Here is a 17724-nt window from a genome sequence, read left to right as displayed (position 1 = left end):
AAAATTGAGTGACATTTATTTGAAAAATTACTGGCTATTAAATTTAGAATATATAAATATTTTTTCAGAGTTAAAGCATCATAACATTCCTTTGCCATTACTGAGTAATTTTTATCAATATTTAGATGAAGATATAAAAAATAAAATGAAAGATGATAATTTTTACAAGCAATTGTCAATTGATCCAATAGCGGAAACACAGTTACAGTTGGAGTTTGAAAAAATAATTTCTGCATTTCAATCAAAAATAAAAAGAAAAAATAAAGATGGAACAATCCTGCTAAATTCAGATTATCTCCGTTTTTCAGTAAGTAATTTTACCCACTTTCATCCAAATCAAACTAAGATATTAACAAGATCAAAAAAAACAGAACTTTATGGTCTTCCTACAGTTTGTGCACCAGATTATATAAATAAATCCCCTAATAACGCAAATGTTTATATAGAAAAAGCTAAAGAAATCTTTTTAAGGTTTAATAAACACCCACTACTATCAAACACGTTTTTTCAAAAAAAATTACTCAGCGACCTTCCTATCATGATTGAGAAACTTAATGTGGCTCATTTTATTTTTAAAGAACAAGATATATCTGGTGTGATTGTTGGTACTACGGAAGATATAACAAGTAGAGCTCTTACTTTTCTTTCAAGTAGTGAGGGTATACCAAGTTATTGCTTGCAGCATGGCGCAATAATGGGAGAAGAAGCATACTTTCCGGTTTTCGCAACAAAACAGGTCGTATATGGGAAATATGAAGAAAGTTGGTACCTTCAAAAAGGGGTCACTGAATCTCAAATTGAAATATTAGGGCACCCCAGATATGATGAGATCTTTGATAGAGTATATATGGATGAAAAGAATTTTTTTAATAAATTAAAAATAGACACCTCTACAAAAGTGGTTTTTATTGCAACCCAGCCATTTAAAACTTCATTTTATACCGAACTGACAGAAAAGCTAGTAAAAGACAAAAATATTACGGTTATTATAAAGCCTCATCCTTGGGAAAAAGGGCGCAACCTAGTAGGAGAATATATTAAGTTAAGTAACACATATCCAAATGTTAAATATATAACAAATGAAGTGAACATGTATGATGTTATTTTACATGCAAATCTTGTGGTTATCTCAAATTCAACAGTAGGATTAGAGGCAATGTTATTAGACAAACCTGTAGTTGTTTATAAATCTTTATTAGAGGAAAGGGATTATAAATATTACGATACGCTAGATTGGCTTGTAAACCATTCTATGGAGGATGTGACTAGTACGATTAAAAAGGTTCTACATGATCCTTTACAATCTAATTTAGCAAAAGAATTAAGAAAAAAATTTATTAATGAAAACTATCCGCAAGAAGCATGCACAAAAAGATTAATAAATTTAATTCAAGGTGAAAAAGATTAAACTCATCACCATTTATAAATATTTGAAGTAAAAGATTATATCCTCAGTTTTCAATGATTAATATGTATCTTAAACTTGCAATGGAAACGTGTGTTTTAATATCCGATAAACCAGTTTATCTCTCAACAAATGGCTTGCTAATGGAACTACACACAAATTGAAGAGAGGTTTTCTTAGCTAAAATTAATTTTTTAATATGAGGAGGTATATATTTTCATGTTTTTTAAAGATAAAAACGTTTTAATTATTGGTGGAACAGGAACAATTGGAAAAAGCATTCTTTCTAATGTTCTACAGGAAAAGCCAAAAGTGGTAAGGGTTCTTAGTAGAAGTGAATATAATCAATTTTTATTACAAGAAGAATTTAGGGATAAAAATCAAAATATTCGTTATTTAATTGGGGATATTCGTAATTATGATCGAGTATTTAGTGCGATGGAAAATATTGATTATGTATTTCATGTGGCCGCGATGAAGCATGTGTCTTTTTGTGAATATAATCCGTTTGAAGCAGTTTTGACCAATATTTTTGGAACGCAAAATGTAATAAGAGCCGCAATTGCTCAGAAAGTAAAAAAGGTAGTTTTTACAAGTTCTGATAAAGCGATTTCACCAACAAATAATTACGGTGCAACAAAGTTGACTGCTGAAAGATTGATTACATCAGCGGAATATTCAAAAGGTTCAAGTGAAACGATATTTGCAAGTGTTCGTTTCGGAAATGTGATGGGGTCAAGAGGATCTGTCATTCCTTTATTTGAAAATCAAATTAAAGAAAACCAAAAAATAACTGTAACGGATCTTAGTATGAGTAGATTTATGATGACACTGAATCAAGCAACTATGTTAACAATTGAAGCAATGAAAATAGCAAAGGGTGGTGAAACTTTTATATTAAAAATGCCAGTTATTTCATTAAAAGATTTAAGTGAGGTGATGATAGAAGAAGTTACAAAGTTATATGGGTTGCTTAAGGAGAATATAAAAATTGAAGAAATTGGATTAAAACCTGGTGAAAAAATGTATGAAGAACTTATGACACATGATGAGTCTTTACAGGCTTTTGAATTACCAGATATGTTTATCATTCCTAGCCCATTAAAAAAGGGTACACAATATGAAAATGCAGAAAGGGCGAAAGCAGGATTTTACCGTTCTGATAATCAAAATGCGATTTCAAAAGAAGAGCTTAGAAATTTAATATTAAACCAGCAACTATTAACAGGAGGGGAGAAACTATGAAAATATTAGTAACTGGTGGTGCAGGTTTTATTGGTAGGTGGGTTGTGAAGAGATTATTGCAGGATAAGCATGAAGTATGGATATTAGACAACTTAGCAAATTCAACTACTGCAAATATCACCGGATTTGCACACGATCTAAATTTAAAGCAATGCATTCAAGGAGATATTAAAGATAAAAAATTAGTTGCTGAATTATTTAAAAATAATTCATTTGACCTTTGTTATCATTTAGCAGCGAGTATCAATGTTCAAGATAGTATAGATGATGCTAGATCAACTTTTGAAAATGATACAATAGGTACTTTTAATTTGTTAGAACAATGTCTTAAATATAAAGTCAAAATGGTCTTTATGAGTACTTGTATGGTATATGATAAAGCTACTAATATACAAGGAATATCAGAATTAGACCCGATTAAACCAGCTTCTCCATATGCTGGATCAAAAATTGCTGCTGAAAACATGGTTTTATCTTACTATTATGCTTATAAGCTACCTGTAGTGGTTATTCGCCCATTTAATACGTATGGTCCATTCCAGAAAACAGGTGGGGAAGGTGGGGTTGTTGCCATTTTTATAAATAATAAATTAGATAATGTACCATTAAATATTTATGGGGATGGAAAACAAACGAGAGACCTTTTATACGTTGAAGATTGTGCAGATTTTGTTGTGGCAGCAGGATACTCTGCAAAAGCAAATGGCCATATTATCAACGCTGGAACAGGACAAGATATATCCATTAATAAATTAGCAGAATTGATTTCGGGAAATAAAGTAAGTATTCAACATGTAACTCATATCCATCCGCAAAGTGAAATCCAAAAATTATTATGTAACTATGAAAAAGCAAAAACAATATTAAACTGGGAACCGAAAGTTTCTTTAGAAGATGGAGTTATTAAAACAGAAGAGTGGATTAAATCTTTAAAAATTAACCCTAAGGAGAAAGAGTAATGGTAAGGGGGATTCTCGGTATTCATGGAGGAAAGCCTGTTAGAGAAACTTATTTACCATATGGTCAGCAACAAATTGATGAATATGACATTCAGGCTGTTGTAGACGTATTAAAAGGGGATTTTTTAACAACAGGACCTATGGTTCAACAATTTGAGGAGGCTATAGCGAAATATGTGGGAGCAAAATACACTGTTTCCTTTTCAAGTGGTACAGCTGCATTGCATGCTGCCTGCTATGCAGCTGGCATAACTGAGGGAGATGAAGTAATTACAACTCCAATGACATTTGTAGCAAGTGCAAATTGTATCTTATACCAGGGTGCTAAGCCGGTATTCGCCGATATTGACAATGAAACATATAACATTAGTCCTAAATCTATAGAGGAAAAGATTACAAACAAAACAAAAGCCATTATTCCCGTACACTATACTGGACAACCTGTAGAGTTAGAAGCAATACAAAAAATAGCAAAACAAAATAATTTGATTATCATTGAAGATGCAGCCCACGCATTAGGAGCCACATATAAAAATAAAAAGATTGGTTCAATTGGTGATATGACAATGTTTAGCTTTCATCCGGTAAAACATATTACTACCGGAGAGGGCGGAGTAATTACTACAAATAATCCTCTATTTTATGAAAAACTTGTTCAATTCCGTACACACGGAATTGAAAGGAATCCCCAAAAACTTCTTGAAAATCATGGGCCTTGGTATTATGAAATGCAATTCTTAGGTTACAACTATAGAATAACGGATATACAAGCTGCTCTTGGTTTATCACAGTTAAGTAAATTAGACTCTTTTATTAAGATTCGAAAGAAATATGTAGACATTTATAGTAAAGAATTTAGTTGTTTATCTGAAATCATCATACCAAAGCAATTGCCTCAAACCAGTTCGAGTTGGCACCTTTATATTATTCGTTTAAATACTAAATTATTAAAATGTAATCGAAAAGAATTTTACGAAGCGTTACAAAGAGAAAATATCGGTGTGAATGTGCACTATATACCCGTACATTTACAACCGTTTTATCAAAAATTAGGTTATGAAAAAGGTATTTGTCCGCAAGCAGAAAACGTATATGAGGAAATTATTACGCTGCCTCTATTTCCTAAAATGACAGAAGCTGATGTGTGGGATGTAATACAAGCTGTGAGAAAAGTTCTTTCGTTTTATAGTGTTGCTAAAAATTAAATGAAAGGGGGGTTAATAAAATTGCAAAATCAGAAATTGTTAAGAGCAGTTACAAAAGTTGACATTAAAAAAGGAGAAATTATTACAGCTAATAAAGTAACAATGGAGTTAAATATTGTAGAAAATGCGCTGAACAAGCTTGAAGCAGAGGAATTATTACCCCAGGTAGCTGTATATAATTTGCCTGCAGGTACCCCATTAACAAAAGAGGTTATTGAGCCTCCTAAGGTAGTAATAATTGTACTTTGCCGCTTAAAATCTACTAGGTTACCTTTAAAAGCCATATTGCCAATACACGGAGTTTCTTCCATTGAACGATGTCTTATAAATACATTAGCTATTCCAGGAAAACATCAGGTCATACTTGCTACTTCAGATATTGCACAAGATGACCCTTTGGAAAAATTTAATTTAGATGGAAAGGTTAAGATTTTTAGAGGTGATCCAGAAAATACCGCTGATCGCATGTTCCAAGCTGCAAAACAAGAAAATGCAAACATTGTCATAAGGATTACAGGAGATTGCCCAGCTGTGTCACCAGAAATTAATACTTTTTTACTAGATGAACATTTGAAAAGTGGTGCAGATTATACACAGGCAGAGTTAAGTACGTTACCTGTCGGAACAGCAGGCGATATTTTTACATTAGAGGCAATTGAACGACTACTACAAACCCCAAAACCTTTAACCTATGCAGAATACCTTCCGTTTTATTTTATTAATAATCCGCATTTATTTCGTACCAATATAGTGAAACTTCCTCCACCATTTTGTTACCCTACTTGGAGGTTAACATTAGATGAACAACCGGATTTAGATATGTTCAATGAACTTTATAAAGGTCTGAATGTAAAATCTAAACCTTTATTTTTTCATCAAATAAAAGATTACATCCTTCGAAATCCTGAACTTATTGAAATGAATAATCATGTGAAATTGAAATGGGCAAATCAACAATCATTAGTAGATGAGCTAAATAGAGAAACGAAATTATAAGTTAATAAGTTATAGTGCTTTTAGTGAGGAGGGAGTATCTTGCTCGAGAAAAAAATTGCCTTTCGTGCCGACGCATCTATTGAAATAGGTACCGGTCATATTATGCGTTGTTTAACACTGGCCCATGAGTTGCGGAATAAAGGTGTTCAAGTATATTTCATTTGTCGTAAGCTGCAAGGTGATTTACATCAATATATTTTAAATAAAGGATTTCATGTGTTTGTATTAGATGGAGATGGTGAAAATACGAATTTCTTAAGTACAGAAAACAGGAGTTATTTAAATTGGCTAAAATCTCATTGGTTTGTTGATGCGCAGCAGACCAATGGGATTTTGTCGCAACTTCCCAAGTGTGATTGGTTAATTGTTGATCATTATGGATTAGATAATAAGTGGGAGTCTGCTTTAAGAAAAACTGTACGAAAAATTATGGTAATTGATGATCTTGCAAATCGAATGCACGACTGTGATTTGTTACTAGACCAAAATTTATACGATAACCTTAATGATCGCTATAAAGATTTAATACCAGAGCACTCATTAGTAAAATTGGGGCCTAAATACGCTATATTACGACCAGAGTTTCATGCAGCTAAGAAGATTTCACGAAAAAGAACAGGAAAAATTGAGAGGATTTTTATTTTTTTTGGTGGCCATGATGTAACAAATGAGACATTAAAAACGTTAAGAGCTTTACAAAATATAAATAAAGATAACTTAAAAATAGACGTTGTGGTAGGTAGCCAAAATCCTCATAAAGAGGATATTCAAACTTATTGTAAGAGTGTTACTAACGCTTCATATTATTGTCAAATAGAGAATATGGAAGAGCTTCTCGTACGAGCGGATTTAGGGATAGGAGCTGGGGGCACAACCACATGGGAACGATGTTTTCTTGGATTACCTTCTATAACAATTACAACTGCCCAAAATCAAATTGAAGTAACAAAGGCTGTAGCGAAGGTTGGAGCTACATGGAATATTGGTACAGCTGAAAGTGTTTCGGATAAAGCAATTACGAAATGTCTAAACAAACTTTTATCAGATTTTAAAATAGTGAAAGAAATGTCTAATAAAGCTCTTTCTATACAGTGTGCCAGTAATACAAATGAAATAGCAAAAATTATTTTAGGAGGATAGTATGTTAGATATTGGGGATTTTCAATTGGAAAAGTTAAAAAAGAAAGATTTAGAACTTATTTTAAATTGGCGGAATACAAAAGAAATCCGCTCGGTTATGTATGAAAATCATGAAATAACAATAGACGAACATTTAAAGTGGTATGAAAAACTCGTAATGGATGATACAAAGGTTGCAAGATTATTAACATATAAAGAAAAACCAATTGGATTTGTTAATTTTACAAAAATAGATAAAATGGATCGAACTTGTTATTGGGGCTTTTATATAGGTGAAAAGCAAAGTGTAAGACGTGCCGGAACTGTATTAGGTTTATTAGCATTAGATTTTATTTTTGAAATCAAAGACATACACAAAGTATGTGCAGAAATAATAGAATCAAACCGTATTAGTTTAAATTTCCATCAGAAAATTGGTTTCCAAGAAGAGGGAAGATATGAAGATTATATTTACAGGGACAATGATTATGTTGATGTCATTACAATGACCTTGTCCCGTGAACAATGGGAGGAAAGAAGAGAATCTATAAAAAAAGAACTTGAAGGTGACAAAAATGAGTAATGTATATATCGGAGGTAGAGAGATTGGCAATAGTTTGCGACCATTTATTATTGCAGAAATGTCAGGGAATCATAATCAATCATTAGATAGGGCGTTGAAAATTGTAGAGGCAGCTGCGGAGGCCGGGGCACAAGGATTTAAAATTCAAACATATACACCAGATACAATGACTTTAAATATAGAAAATGGTGATTTTTTAATTCATGATAAGAAAAGTTTATGGAAAGGCAAATCACTTTATCATTTATACAAAGAAGCGTATACACCATGGGAGTGGCATAAACCAATTTTTGATCGCTGTATAGAGTTAGGAATGATACCATTTAGTACGCCTTTTGATGAAACAGCTGTAGACTTTCTAGAGACATTAAATGTTTCATGTTATAAAATTGCATCTTTTGAAAATACTGATATTTCCCTCGTACGTAAGGTAGCCGCAACAGGAAAACCAATAATCATTTCGACAGGTATGGCTTCAATCGCTGAACTAGATGAAACAGTAAGGGCTGCGAGAGAAGAAGGGTGTAAAGAACTAATTCTTTTAAAATGTACAAGTACGTATCCTGCATCTCCAAAATCTACAAATATAGTTACTATACCTCATATGAAAGAGTTATTTAACTGTCAGGTGGGCTTATCAGATCATACCCTGGGAGTAGGTGTATCTGTAGCAAGTGTTGCCTTGGGAGCTACAGTAATTGAGAAACATTTAACGCTCTCAAGGTCGGATGGAGGAGTTGATGCTAAATTTTCAATGGAACCAGCTGAATTTAAATTATTAGTAAGCGAAACTGAAAAAGCATGGGAATCTTTGGGGAATGTATATTATGGACCTACTGATATAGAAAAAGATTCTTTAAAGTTTAGAAGATCATTATATGTAGTAGAAAACATAAAAGCGGGAGAAAGATTTACAAATGAAAATGTTAAAGCTATTAGACCAGGGAATGGCTTATTACCAAAACACTTATCCAAAATTATCGGAAAAAAAGCGAGTAAGGATATCAAAAAAGGGACGCCTGTTTCATGGGATTTAATTTGATACCGAGGAAATGAGAGCTTTTATAGAAAGATTTATAACAAAAATGCTATAAATGATAGCAAACATGCTGGCCTATACCCACCGACATTCATCTACCACCTAAAGTTGGTGTTTCACACCTTCATATTTTTGAAGAAGAGTCTTCTGTCAGAAAATGATTTAAAGGGCATGATATTTAACAACTGAAGGTACCTTTACATTACCATTATTGGAATATTTATACCATATGTTAGGTGTTGAGAAATAAAAAATTCATTGGGCACAACAAAGTGGCCAGCGAAGCTGGCTAACCACTTGTTGCACAAAAGAAAATTAGGCCCTTAAAAGTAATAGTTATGTAACCTAAAGTTACATTTATAGTATTAACAAGATTGCATATGTTATACGAAAAGGTACCTGGTGGCAATTACATTTTGGAGAAATAAAAATAAAATTGCCACCGGATAACCTTTTGATAAAACAGAGCACTTTCAAACATAATGTATTCAAAATCTTACGATATGTGTAAATAAAAGAGCAGCTAGTGATGCTAGCTGCTTAATACAGAAAAGAGAAGAACTACAGGGACGGTTAAATGAGTTCTGGCTTTCGCCTATCTTTAGTATTGACGAAATGTTTAGTTTTATGCTGAAAAACCTAAGAAGAGCATCTATAAAAAGACCTCTTTAAGGAAGAAATGAGATATTGAAAAATAAATTAGTAGTTTAAAATTTAATATAATATATGACTATTTCATCATATTGTGACGATGAATCATAAAAGAGCAGCTAACAATAGCTAACTGCTCGACCCTCAACCAAGAGAGTTAGAGTTACCGAGGCCTTTAAGTGCCTATTATTTTTTAAAGAAGTTAGAAATTAAGTAATTCTGGATAAAAAAGATTGGTTCATTTTAGTTTAGAAAAAATTAAGATTTACTTATTATTACTTTAACTATTTAAAGTGAAACCTTAAGGGAAAGTTTAAAAAAAATAAAATGTTGCGTTATAACATAATAATATAATTTTCATTTGAATAATTAAAAGCATATAAAATGGGTGCTAGTCATTATTATGAAGTATGGAATTTTTTGAGTAGTATAGGAGGGTTTCATGAGTAAAATAATAGATTTACTAAGGAGTTTAGATAAAAAACTAATTTTGATCTTATGCATGTTTTGTATTATTAGTATCACTGCAATTTATAGTAGTCAACAAACTGGCCAGTATGGAAGTACAAACTTTGCATTTCAGCAAGGTAGGAACTATATAATTGGTTTTGTACTGTTAATATTAGTTGCAAGTATTGATTGGGATCAATGGCAAAAGTTATCTTGGCCATTGTATATTATTGGATTTGCAGCAATTGTTATATTGAAAATACTACCAGAATCAACGTTTACCCCTGTTAAATTGGGAGCAAAAAGATGGTTTCAATTTCCTGTTATTGGTCAAATTCAACCGTCGGAGTTTTTCAAAATTGCACTAATTATACTTGTCGCAAATTTAGTAGTAAATCATAATGTAAAATATATGATGCGGACATATAAAACTGATTTCATGTTGATTGGAAAAATTATGTTAGTTTCTATTCCTCCTATTGCTCTGGTATACAGTCAGCCAGATACAGGGATGGTGTTCTTATACGCAGCATCTATTGTCTTTATTTTATTCATATCAGGGATTCAAAAAAAATTAATTGCACTTTGTACATTCATACCTGTAACTCTACTATCTACATTAATATTTATATACGTAAGATATCCCGATTTTTTCTTTAAAGATTTAGTTACTAGGTTAAAACCTCACCAACAATCACGCATTATAGGGTGGCTGAATCCAGCTGAAAATGCAGATCAGGGGTATCAAACGCAACAATCTCTTTTAGCTGTTGGAAGTGGTGAATTGCATGGAAAAGGATTTGGTCAAGGAAGTGTATATATTCCTGAAAAGCATACTGATTTTATTTTTGCTACCATCGCTGAAGAAGGTGGATTTATAATAGCGGCTCTCGTTGTATTGGTCTTGTTACTTCTTATATATCGAGTAACTATAATTGCTTATTCAGCAGAGAGTCTGTTTGGTACATTCCTATGTGCGGGGACTATTAGTATTTTAACACTGCAAATCTTCCAAAATATCGGTATGATTGTTGGGATAATGCCGGTAAAAGGAATTGCACTTCCTTTTTTATCATATGGAGGGAGTTCACTGTTTTCAAATATGATAATGATGGGGCTTATCTTATCGGTGCATAAAAATTATAAAAAATACATGTTTCAAGTGAAATAAAAGTTAAGAATATGTTTAGGATTGTTTTTTTAGATTTTTGAAAATGAAAAGAATTGAGATAAAGTCTGATTAGAAATTTAGAAGACGGTAATCTCCTAAATCGGAAATCAAATCCAATTTAGGGGTAGGTATCCATTTCGAAATAAAGTAATACGTAATGATTGAAATCAGCTTAATATAAAACTATTAACAAAAATTAGATATATATAATTCATTTATTATTCATCATTGTTATTAGCAATAGGATAGCTACTTAAAGATAAAAAGGAAGTTGCTAATTTTTTTGCAAAATGTAACGGAGGCTCCACTGATTGGATATGAATATACATGATTAATGGGGTCATATATAACCAGTGATTATGTAAAGCACTAACGATAATTCCCTGTTGTACAATTGATTTCAAAAATAAAGGGATTTCTTCTTGTAGAACAGCAATTTCTCCTAAATTTAATGCATTATCATTTTGATCCATTGATTCGAAACTTAATCCGACGGGTACTACATACGCACTTGGTTTTCCTTGAACTAGCACCTTAAAATCACGATGAAAAGACACCGAACAACCATTTTGACTTATTTTACTTTTTCCTTTAAGGATTGTAGCAAATTGATCACAAATGAAATGAAAGTTTTGCATAAATTCAATTCCCTTCTCATAAAAAATGTTTATTTTAAACGCAATTCCTATGATATTTTCAAGTGGCCATAGCCTTTCTTGAAAGGAATTAATCTATCTAATTTTTTGAACGTATAATTTATTATTGACGAAAAAAAGTATAAATGGCTTAACATAATATACAGTATACAAGCAGTAAAGGAAAAACATATTATGTAACTGTAAATGAAGCCTATGTGAAATGAAAGAATAATAAAAAGGGTTCTTCCCGAGAGAAGAACTTAGTTTGTAGAATATTATAAGATATATTATCCCCGTAATGGCGTTCTGTATCATGTTTATGTAATGATAGCCAAGAGTATGATGAAAATAAAACCAGAGTATTATTAATTAGAGAGAGCTCTGGTTTCGTAGTTTCTCTTGAACCATGTAATATAATGCAGAAAATCATTTTGTATAACTAAAAAGACAGAAAAAAGAGCATTCCTGGTTGGATGGGAGGAATACTCTGTTTCTGTATAACACAATCGGCATTCTAATTATATGAATTCACTATATACAATATGACTTGAAAATAATAAAGACACCTTCCCCAGCTGAAGGTGTCTCATGTGGTGATATTCTAGATGTATAAATAGTATATCCAATATTATAAAAAGATAGAACTTAGTATTAACTGATAAATGTATATGATAAAAGAATAATTCGGTAAACAAAAAGAGCCATTAGATGACGGCTCTTTTTGTTTTATGAATTTAGCATGTCGATAAGATCGTTACCATCAATTAATTCAATGTTCTTATTTGCAGCGTATTGCTGCGCATTTTTATTGAAATGACTTAACGTAACAAAGTATCCTCCTGTAGCTTCTCCATCGATGATGGCACTATGTAGCTTTTGAATGTATGGTCGTCCAATAGATTTTTTTGTATATCTTTTTATTTCAACAAATTTCACTTCATTATCTTTCCAAAGAATAATGTCTTTTCCTCTATCATTAGAACCTGGTGTAACTTGCGCTTGGTATCCTCGAGAATTAAACAAGTCAGCGATTAAATATTCAAACTTTCGCGGATCCATTTTTTCTAAATATTCACGATTTGCTTGTTCTCTTAAGTGTTTCATGCGAATTTCTTCTTCAGAGACCTTGGGTGCTTTAAGTATTATTCCTAATCCAAAAACGATGACTAATGAAATGATAGCCCAAATCATACAATTCACCTCAGTATGAGTATAACCAGCTTAACACTTATTCTATCTCTTCATACCAAATACCCTCTATATGTAATTTAATAACTTTTGAAATAAGATATGCAACAGGAAATGTAGGAGTAGCGCATTTAATAAAGTTTTTCATCGTATTTTAGAAAATTTGAAGCGGAATGTGAGTAAAACAATACTAGGGAGAGAATACGTGTATTATCTCTATAAAGAAGGGATATTTCATGAAGTTGAGGTAGATTGCTCTTAATAAATGAAGTGAAATTAAAAAGTACGAAGAGCTCATCAAAATATATAAGCAGAAATATTACGATAAAATGCCAGTGATTCATTTTTACGGATACTCAATACAAAAAAGGAAACTTGATGAGTTAGTACCTAAGTATAATACGTTTGTGAAGGTGGGTGTAATAGAATAAATATAAAAAAGTGTTAAAAAGTTTGCAAACGAACCTGACAAAACCTATAAAAAAGAAAATATCGCTGATATGTCATCTTCAATAATAGCTAAAATTAACTAAAATACACTAATATGAAATGCTAATAAAAAATCCTTAATACTAAAAATGTAGTAGCAAACTTGTTAAATTGGTCCAAACGATGTTTATTCTCCATCTCATTGAAAGTGCAATTGTATCTTCAGGGGAATTGTGGTAGATTTCTATAGGGAAAAGACAAATTAAAATGCTTCTTCATAAAATTGAAAAAACATTTTAATTTATTAAGAATGAGTATTGAAGAAAAGATATTATTAATTTAATAAATTAATGAATGTGTGATTGTATAGTAGTCGTTATAAAATGGATCCTCTCATAAAAAGTATGCTGGCTAATAACTCTTGCATGAATTTTTTCGACCATTAATCTTTTCGAAATTGCATCATTTAAATAAAAAGATAATTTGTTTAAGCAGTCTTCAAAACTGTTATAGGATACAATTTCATCTTTATTGAAGAAGGATGAAAGGTCAGGTTTTTCTTCAATAATTTGAAAGCCTTGGCAAGCGGCAATATCAAAAGCGCGATTATTAATGGTATTATTTTTCACTTTATTTTTATTTTTATTCTGTGGAAATAGATGACTACGATGAGGATTTAAAATAAGACTAGCATTATTATAATAGAGTGCAACCTCTTGAGGTGGAATCCATCCTTCTATAATCTTAATTCTTCGGTGATTCTTCCATTTTTTTAATAACTTATTTCTCCAGTGTTGACCAATAATAGTATAGTGATAAGGCGTTTTTTCCAAGAGAAACTGTATCAATTTTACTCGGTTAGGATAAGGATATCCAATCAACAATACTTCACTTTTATATTTTGAATTTTTTTGATTTGGTTTAAATAGTTCTATATTAGTTGCTAATGGTAAGTGATATACATTGGTATATCCTAAAGCTGTGTAATATTTAAGTGCTTCGCTATCAATAGTAAATATAAAATCGAAGTTTTTTAATAGAAGAAGAGAAGTATCTATATAAAATGGATCCTCAGTTAGCCACACAGCTAATTTAATGTTCCTTTTTTTAAAATATTGAGTTGCTTTTTGTGGTAGATGATTACCTAATAAGGTGAAAACAATATCGGGATGAAACGTTGTTGTAATGAAATCCAATTGCTGTATTAATTCACTTGGCTGTACTGCTAACCATTCGAATTTTTGATCAATAAGAGTTCTTTGTATGCTTTGATCTAGATATTGATAGATTTTTGAGTAACCAGAAGTAATGTATAAGAGTTTCATATTTCAACACCTGCTTTTAGGTTTAAAATATATTATGAGATAAACGTAATACTTTCTATTTCTTTACAACTAATCTTAGTAATACTTGTAGTAGGAGGAGTAACTGAATTTTCCTCTTCTAATGTGACTATACAAGTATTAGGGTTAAAATTTGTAAACACAGCAGGACCAATAATATTCCCAGATTTACCAGTCACAGTAACGACTTCGCCTGGTTGTAAATTTTTAAAAATACTACATACTCCACCTGAACAACCAAATAAATTGCATAAGAACAAATTTATCCCTCCTTTAAACAATATACTATATCATATGAAATTTTGTAGAACGATGTGTAGACAAGTAACCTTTAGAAGAGAAAAAGTTTAAATTAAAGCATCCTATTGAAATAATAGATGCAATAGAATGTTACATATCAGGGTGTACTGATTAGTACAGTCATTAGATTTTCTTAAATAGGGATTAAGCTAGAAAAATATGAAGCTTCTTAAGGAGTGGTTAAAGTAACACTTTCTATATCTTCACAACTAATAAATATAGTATTGGTTGAAGAGGGGGTTATCACATCTTCTTCTACCAACACTACTGCACATATATTCGGAAAGAATAGTGAAAAAGTAGCAGGCCCGATAATTTGACCTGATCTAGTGGTAACTGTAACTACTGTTCCTGTTGGCCACGAAGAGAATAAAAAACAAGCTAAACCTGTACAATCTGCCATATTAAATCCTCCTAATTTTAAGTTTTAATTAAAATAATAAAGTCCAAACATTTTATAGTGTATGTGTAAGTAACATGAAGTGCTTGGACTAATAGAAATCACGTTCTGATATTATCTCTTTATGATCAGTGAGATAACTACTAAATCCTATAATACAAAGGTTTAATAAATACAACATGGTCGGAAGGGTTAATGAAAAAGATATTCTATGACTTAGTAATTAGCTATTCCAAGGTCCAAATACTATGAATCGGAATTATAAAATGAGAAATTGGGATATATGGGGCTATGATGAATGATATTTGAATAGGATAAAATACAAAGCTAAAGTTTTCGATAGTGTTGATGGAAATCCCGAGCAATTAAAAAATTTTATTTATATGTAATTGTTTTAAAAGTATTTTCTAAGAGTAACAAGTGAAAGTTTTAAAAATGTAGTAAAAAATTGAACACAAGATTCATTCAAAAAAAAGAACACAGATCAGTGCTCTTAGAAAGTAAACTATATGGTTTTTGGATTAGTATATAGTATCATATGCTCGTTTTTTTTAAGGGTGTAAACAAAATTAAATAAAAATACTACATATGAGATCTTTAAAAGAGTAATAGCTCAACAGGATTGATTTGCAAATGGGTTGTTGGCTACATACAAACTAAATAACAATAAACTTATTAATAAATTTATATAAACAAAAATGGTTGAAAAGAAACTTTTTACATTACTAAATTCAATATTCAGGTTCTTATAAGTATAAACGGATACTGTGAGATAGTAATGGGGCAAGGATAAATTGTAAGAGGAAAATTATATAAGTGATTAATTAATATAAAAACATCCTATTATTGTATATGTGGAAATTTGATGTTTCTATGCAGTTCGTTTCATGTAACTCATAATCCAATGTCTATTGGCATGTGATGTAATTAAATGTAGTTAGAATACAGGATAATATTGAAAAATATAAAGTATGTAGTGTTTGAAACAAATTAAAGAAGTAACATGGGGGATTCATGCATATAGTAATTTTGTTGATTTAATTTAACTGAATTTTCATTAAAATCAGATAAAATAATAGTGTTTTTAACTTATAATATTGTTTATAAGATGAAATAAGGCTAAGGTTGAGTTAATTAAAAAATAAATTTTAGATAGGAAGAGGATAATGAAGACCAGAGATAGTTATAAAATTATTGTAATTGGTGCTGGGACTGCAGGACTATCTTCTACTGCACATTTATTACGAAATATATCCCTATTGAAAGAAAGTATAGCGATTATTGATCCATCAAAAAAACATTACTTTCAACCACTATGGAGTTTAGTGGGGGGAGGAATTGTTTCAAAGGAAATTACTGTGCGTGATCAAGAATCACTTATTCCTAAAGGCGCAACGTGGATTCCGAAAAGCGTTGTTGAGTTATTTCCGGAAGAAAATAAGATACTTCTAGATGATGGACTGCTGCTTAAGTATGAAATTCTTATTGTAGCAGCCGGTATACAAATAAATTGGGAAGGTATTAAAGGCTTAAAAGAGTCTATTGGGGATAGTGGGGTTTGTAGCAATTACTCTTATAAATATGTTGATTCAACTTGGAGAGAAATTGAAAAATTTAAAGGAGGAAATGCGATTTTTACGCATCCCAATACTCCTATTAAATGCGGTGGTGCTCCACAAAAGATTATGTATTTAGCAGAAGAGTATTTTTCTAATAGCAGTGTAAGAAACAAAAGTGAAGTAATGTTTTATACTGCGAATGCTAACATATTTCAGGTTCCACGTTATGCAAATACTTTAGAACAAGTACTAGAAAGAAAGCAAATTATAACAAATTATAATAAAAATTTAGTAGAAATTATTGCCGAAAAGAGAGAAGCAATTTTTGAAGATACGCAAACACTGAAAAGAGAAACTGTACCATACAGTATGATCCATGTTGTTCCACCAATGGGGCCACCTAATTTTATTAAAGAGAGTGAGATAAGTAATTCTCAGGGGTGGGTAGATATAAACCCTTATACGTTGCAGCATATACAGTATAAGAATATTTTCGGACTTGGAGATTGTACCAATTTACCCACCTCTAAAACTGGAGCGGCAATTCGAAAACAAATACCTGTCTTAAAACAAAATATTATGGACGTACTTAACGGAAGAGACTTGCATGCTAAATATGATGGATATACATCCTGTCCGATTGTTACAGGATATAAAAGTCTTATACTCGCTGAATTTAACTATGAACATGAGCCACAAGAAACGTTTCCATTTAATCAAGCGAAAGAACGGTATAGTATGTTTTTACTTAAAAGATATATGTTGCCATATATGTATTGGAATTTAATGTTGAAAGGGATTATGTAAGGAAAGATAGAGAGTAGTTGTAAAAATTGAAAAGTAATTTGAAATAAGTATTCGGAGGGAATAGTTATGCTTTTAAAATATTTTTATGATGAAAAATTAGCTCATGCTTCCTATTTAGTTGGTTGTCAGAAGGAAGGTGTAGCAATTGTAATTGATCCAGGTCGCTATATAGAACAATATATAGAATTTGCTAAGAAAGAGGGGATGGAAGTAATTGCTGCGGCTGAGACTCACATT

At 31.3% G+C, this 17724-nt stretch carries 15 protein-coding genes and 1 pseudogene; 11 read left to right on the top strand and 5 right to left on the bottom strand.

What is annotated here, in order from left to right; genetic code table 11:
* The first annotated feature begins 4 nt into the window (after positions 1–4).
* The 9 genes from AC1Q8L_RS22305 (at position 5) to AC1Q8L_RS22265 (ending at position 10823) form a co-directional block, all read left to right on the top strand.
* Entirely contained in the window at positions 5–1408 is a 1404-nt protein-coding gene (locus AC1Q8L_RS22305; protein WP_001280551.1) for a CDP-glycerol glycerophosphotransferase family protein, read from the top strand.
* Positions 1409–1624: 216 nt separating this feature from the next.
* Positions 1625–2650, top strand: coding sequence for an SDR family NAD(P)-dependent oxidoreductase (locus tag AC1Q8L_RS22300; protein WP_000465158.1), 1026 nt, complete (start codon positions 1625–1627; stop codon positions 2648–2650).
* Positions 2647–3609 carry a dTDP-glucose 4,6-dehydratase gene (locus AC1Q8L_RS22295; protein ID WP_071714998.1) on the top strand — a complete coding sequence of 321 codons (963 nt, stop codon included), beginning with the start codon at positions 2647–2649 and terminating at the stop codon, positions 3607–3609. The genes AC1Q8L_RS22300 and AC1Q8L_RS22295 overlap by 4 nt, the downstream gene beginning before the upstream one ends.
* Positions 3609–4814: a UDP-4-amino-4,6-dideoxy-N-acetyl-beta-L-altrosamine transaminase gene (gene pseC / locus AC1Q8L_RS22290; protein ID WP_492339492.1), complete on the top strand. Its 1206-nt coding sequence runs from the start codon at positions 3609–3611 to the stop codon at positions 4812–4814. Before AC1Q8L_RS22295 ends, pseC begins: the two co-directional genes overlap by 1 nt.
* Positions 4815–5810: a cytidylyltransferase domain-containing protein gene (locus AC1Q8L_RS22285; RefSeq protein ID WP_098817458.1), complete on the top strand. Its 996-nt coding sequence runs from the start codon at positions 4815–4817 to the stop codon at positions 5808–5810.
* 39 nt (positions 5811–5849) lie between these two features.
* Positions 5850–6950 carry a UDP-2,4-diacetamido-2,4,6-trideoxy-beta-L-altropyranose hydrolase gene (pseG, locus tag AC1Q8L_RS22280; protein ID WP_000890383.1) on the top strand — a complete coding sequence of 367 codons (1101 nt, stop codon included), beginning with the start codon at positions 5850–5852 and terminating at the stop codon, positions 6948–6950.
* Between the two features lies 1 nt (position 6951).
* Complete coding sequence (gene pseH, locus AC1Q8L_RS22275; protein ID WP_000884111.1) at positions 6952–7512, top strand: UDP-4-amino-4,6-dideoxy-N-acetyl-beta-L-altrosamine N-acetyltransferase; 561 nt, start codon at positions 6952–6954, stop codon at positions 7510–7512.
* Complete coding sequence (gene pseI, locus AC1Q8L_RS22270; protein WP_072939294.1) at positions 7505–8554, top strand: pseudaminic acid synthase; 1050 nt, start codon at positions 7505–7507, stop codon at positions 8552–8554. Before pseH ends, pseI begins: the two co-directional genes overlap by 8 nt.
* Positions 8555–9644: 1090 nt before the next feature.
* Complete coding sequence (locus AC1Q8L_RS22265; RefSeq protein ID WP_098817457.1) at positions 9645–10823, top strand: FtsW/RodA/SpoVE family cell cycle protein; 1179 nt, start codon at positions 9645–9647, stop codon at positions 10821–10823.
* 218 nt (positions 10824–11041) lie between these two features.
* On the opposite strand, the gene AC1Q8L_RS22260 is transcribed toward AC1Q8L_RS22265, so the two are convergent.
* The 5 genes from AC1Q8L_RS22260 to AC1Q8L_RS22240 form a co-directional block, all read right to left on the bottom strand.
* Positions 11042–11461 carry a DUF1259 domain-containing protein gene (locus AC1Q8L_RS22260; protein WP_071714999.1) on the bottom strand — a complete coding sequence of 140 codons (420 nt, stop codon included), beginning with the start codon at positions 11459–11461 and terminating at the stop codon, positions 11042–11044.
* A 726-nt stretch (positions 11462–12187) separates the two neighbouring features.
* Positions 12188–12652 carry a restriction endonuclease gene (locus AC1Q8L_RS22255; protein WP_000637731.1) on the bottom strand — a complete coding sequence of 155 codons (465 nt, stop codon included), beginning with the start codon at positions 12650–12652 and terminating at the stop codon, positions 12188–12190.
* Positions 12653–13425: 773 nt separating this feature from the next.
* Positions 13426–14403, bottom strand: a complete 978-nt coding sequence (locus AC1Q8L_RS22250) for a CgeB family protein (RefSeq protein ID WP_000772274.1) — start codon at positions 14401–14403, stop codon at positions 13426–13428.
* Between the two features lie 32 nt (positions 14404–14435).
* A complete protein-coding gene (locus AC1Q8L_RS22245; protein ID WP_000477971.1) occupies positions 14436–14681 on the bottom strand; it encodes a hypothetical protein in 246 nt (81 codons plus the stop codon).
* A gap of 209 nt (positions 14682–14890) precedes the next feature.
* The gene (locus tag AC1Q8L_RS22240; protein ID WP_000752671.1) at positions 14891–15124 is read right to left on the bottom strand and encodes a hypothetical protein; all 234 of its coding nucleotides are present in this window, start codon (positions 15122–15124) and stop codon (positions 14891–14893) included.
* A 1163-nt stretch (positions 15125–16287) separates the two neighbouring features.
* On the opposite strand from AC1Q8L_RS22240, the gene AC1Q8L_RS22235 reads away from it, so the two are divergent.
* Together AC1Q8L_RS22235 and AC1Q8L_RS22230 are read left to right on the top strand one after the other, a co-directional pair.
* Complete coding sequence (locus tag AC1Q8L_RS22235) at positions 16288–17487, top strand: NAD(P)/FAD-dependent oxidoreductase (RefSeq protein ID WP_492339491.1); 1200 nt, start codon at positions 16288–16290, stop codon at positions 17485–17487.
* A gap of 66 nt (positions 17488–17553) precedes the next feature.
* Positions 17554–17724, top strand: a pseudogene (locus AC1Q8L_RS22230) (MBL fold metallo-hydrolase); the annotation flags it as partial.

This window comes from Bacillus sp. GW823-FHT06A11 (assembly GCF_058795355.1).
Note: the sequence above shows the minus strand (reverse complement) of the source record. Positions and strands in the feature narration are given on the sequence as shown.

Bases quoted from the DNA above. Each gene is read 5' to 3' on its own strand.
- AC1Q8L_RS22240 (WP_000752671.1), bottom strand. From the start codon at position 15,124: ATGGCAGATTGTACAGGTTTAGCTTGTTTTTTATTCTCTTCGTGGCCA.
- AC1Q8L_RS22235 (WP_492339491.1), top strand. From the start codon at position 16,288: ATGAAGACCAGAGATAGTTATAAAATTATTGTAATTGGTGCTGGGACT.
- AC1Q8L_RS22260 (WP_071714999.1), bottom strand. From the start codon at position 11,461: ATGCAAAACTTTCATTTCATTTGTGATCAATTTGCTACAATCCTTAAA.
- AC1Q8L_RS22285 (WP_098817458.1), top strand. From the start codon at position 4,815: ATGAAAGGGGGGTTAATAAAATTGCAAAATCAGAAATTGTTAAGAGCA.
- AC1Q8L_RS22255 (WP_000637731.1), bottom strand. From the start codon at position 12,652: ATGATTTGGGCTATCATTTCATTAGTCATCGTTTTTGGATTAGGAATA.
- AC1Q8L_RS22295 (WP_071714998.1), top strand. From the start codon at position 2,647: ATGAAAATATTAGTAACTGGTGGTGCAGGTTTTATTGGTAGGTGGGTT.
- AC1Q8L_RS22250 (WP_000772274.1), bottom strand. From the start codon at position 14,403: ATGAAACTCTTATACATTACTTCTGGTTACTCAAAAATCTATCAATAT.
- pseI (WP_072939294.1), top strand. From the start codon at position 7,505: ATGAGTAATGTATATATCGGAGGTAGAGAGATTGGCAATAGTTTGCGA.
- AC1Q8L_RS22265 (WP_098817457.1), top strand. From the start codon at position 9,645: ATGAGTAAAATAATAGATTTACTAAGGAGTTTAGATAAAAAACTAATT.
- pseH (WP_000884111.1), top strand. From the start codon at position 6,952: ATGTTAGATATTGGGGATTTTCAATTGGAAAAGTTAAAAAAGAAAGAT.
- AC1Q8L_RS22300 (WP_000465158.1), top strand. From the start codon at position 1,625: ATGTTTTTTAAAGATAAAAACGTTTTAATTATTGGTGGAACAGGAACA.
- pseC (WP_492339492.1), top strand. From the start codon at position 3,609: ATGGTAAGGGGGATTCTCGGTATTCATGGAGGAAAGCCTGTTAGAGAA.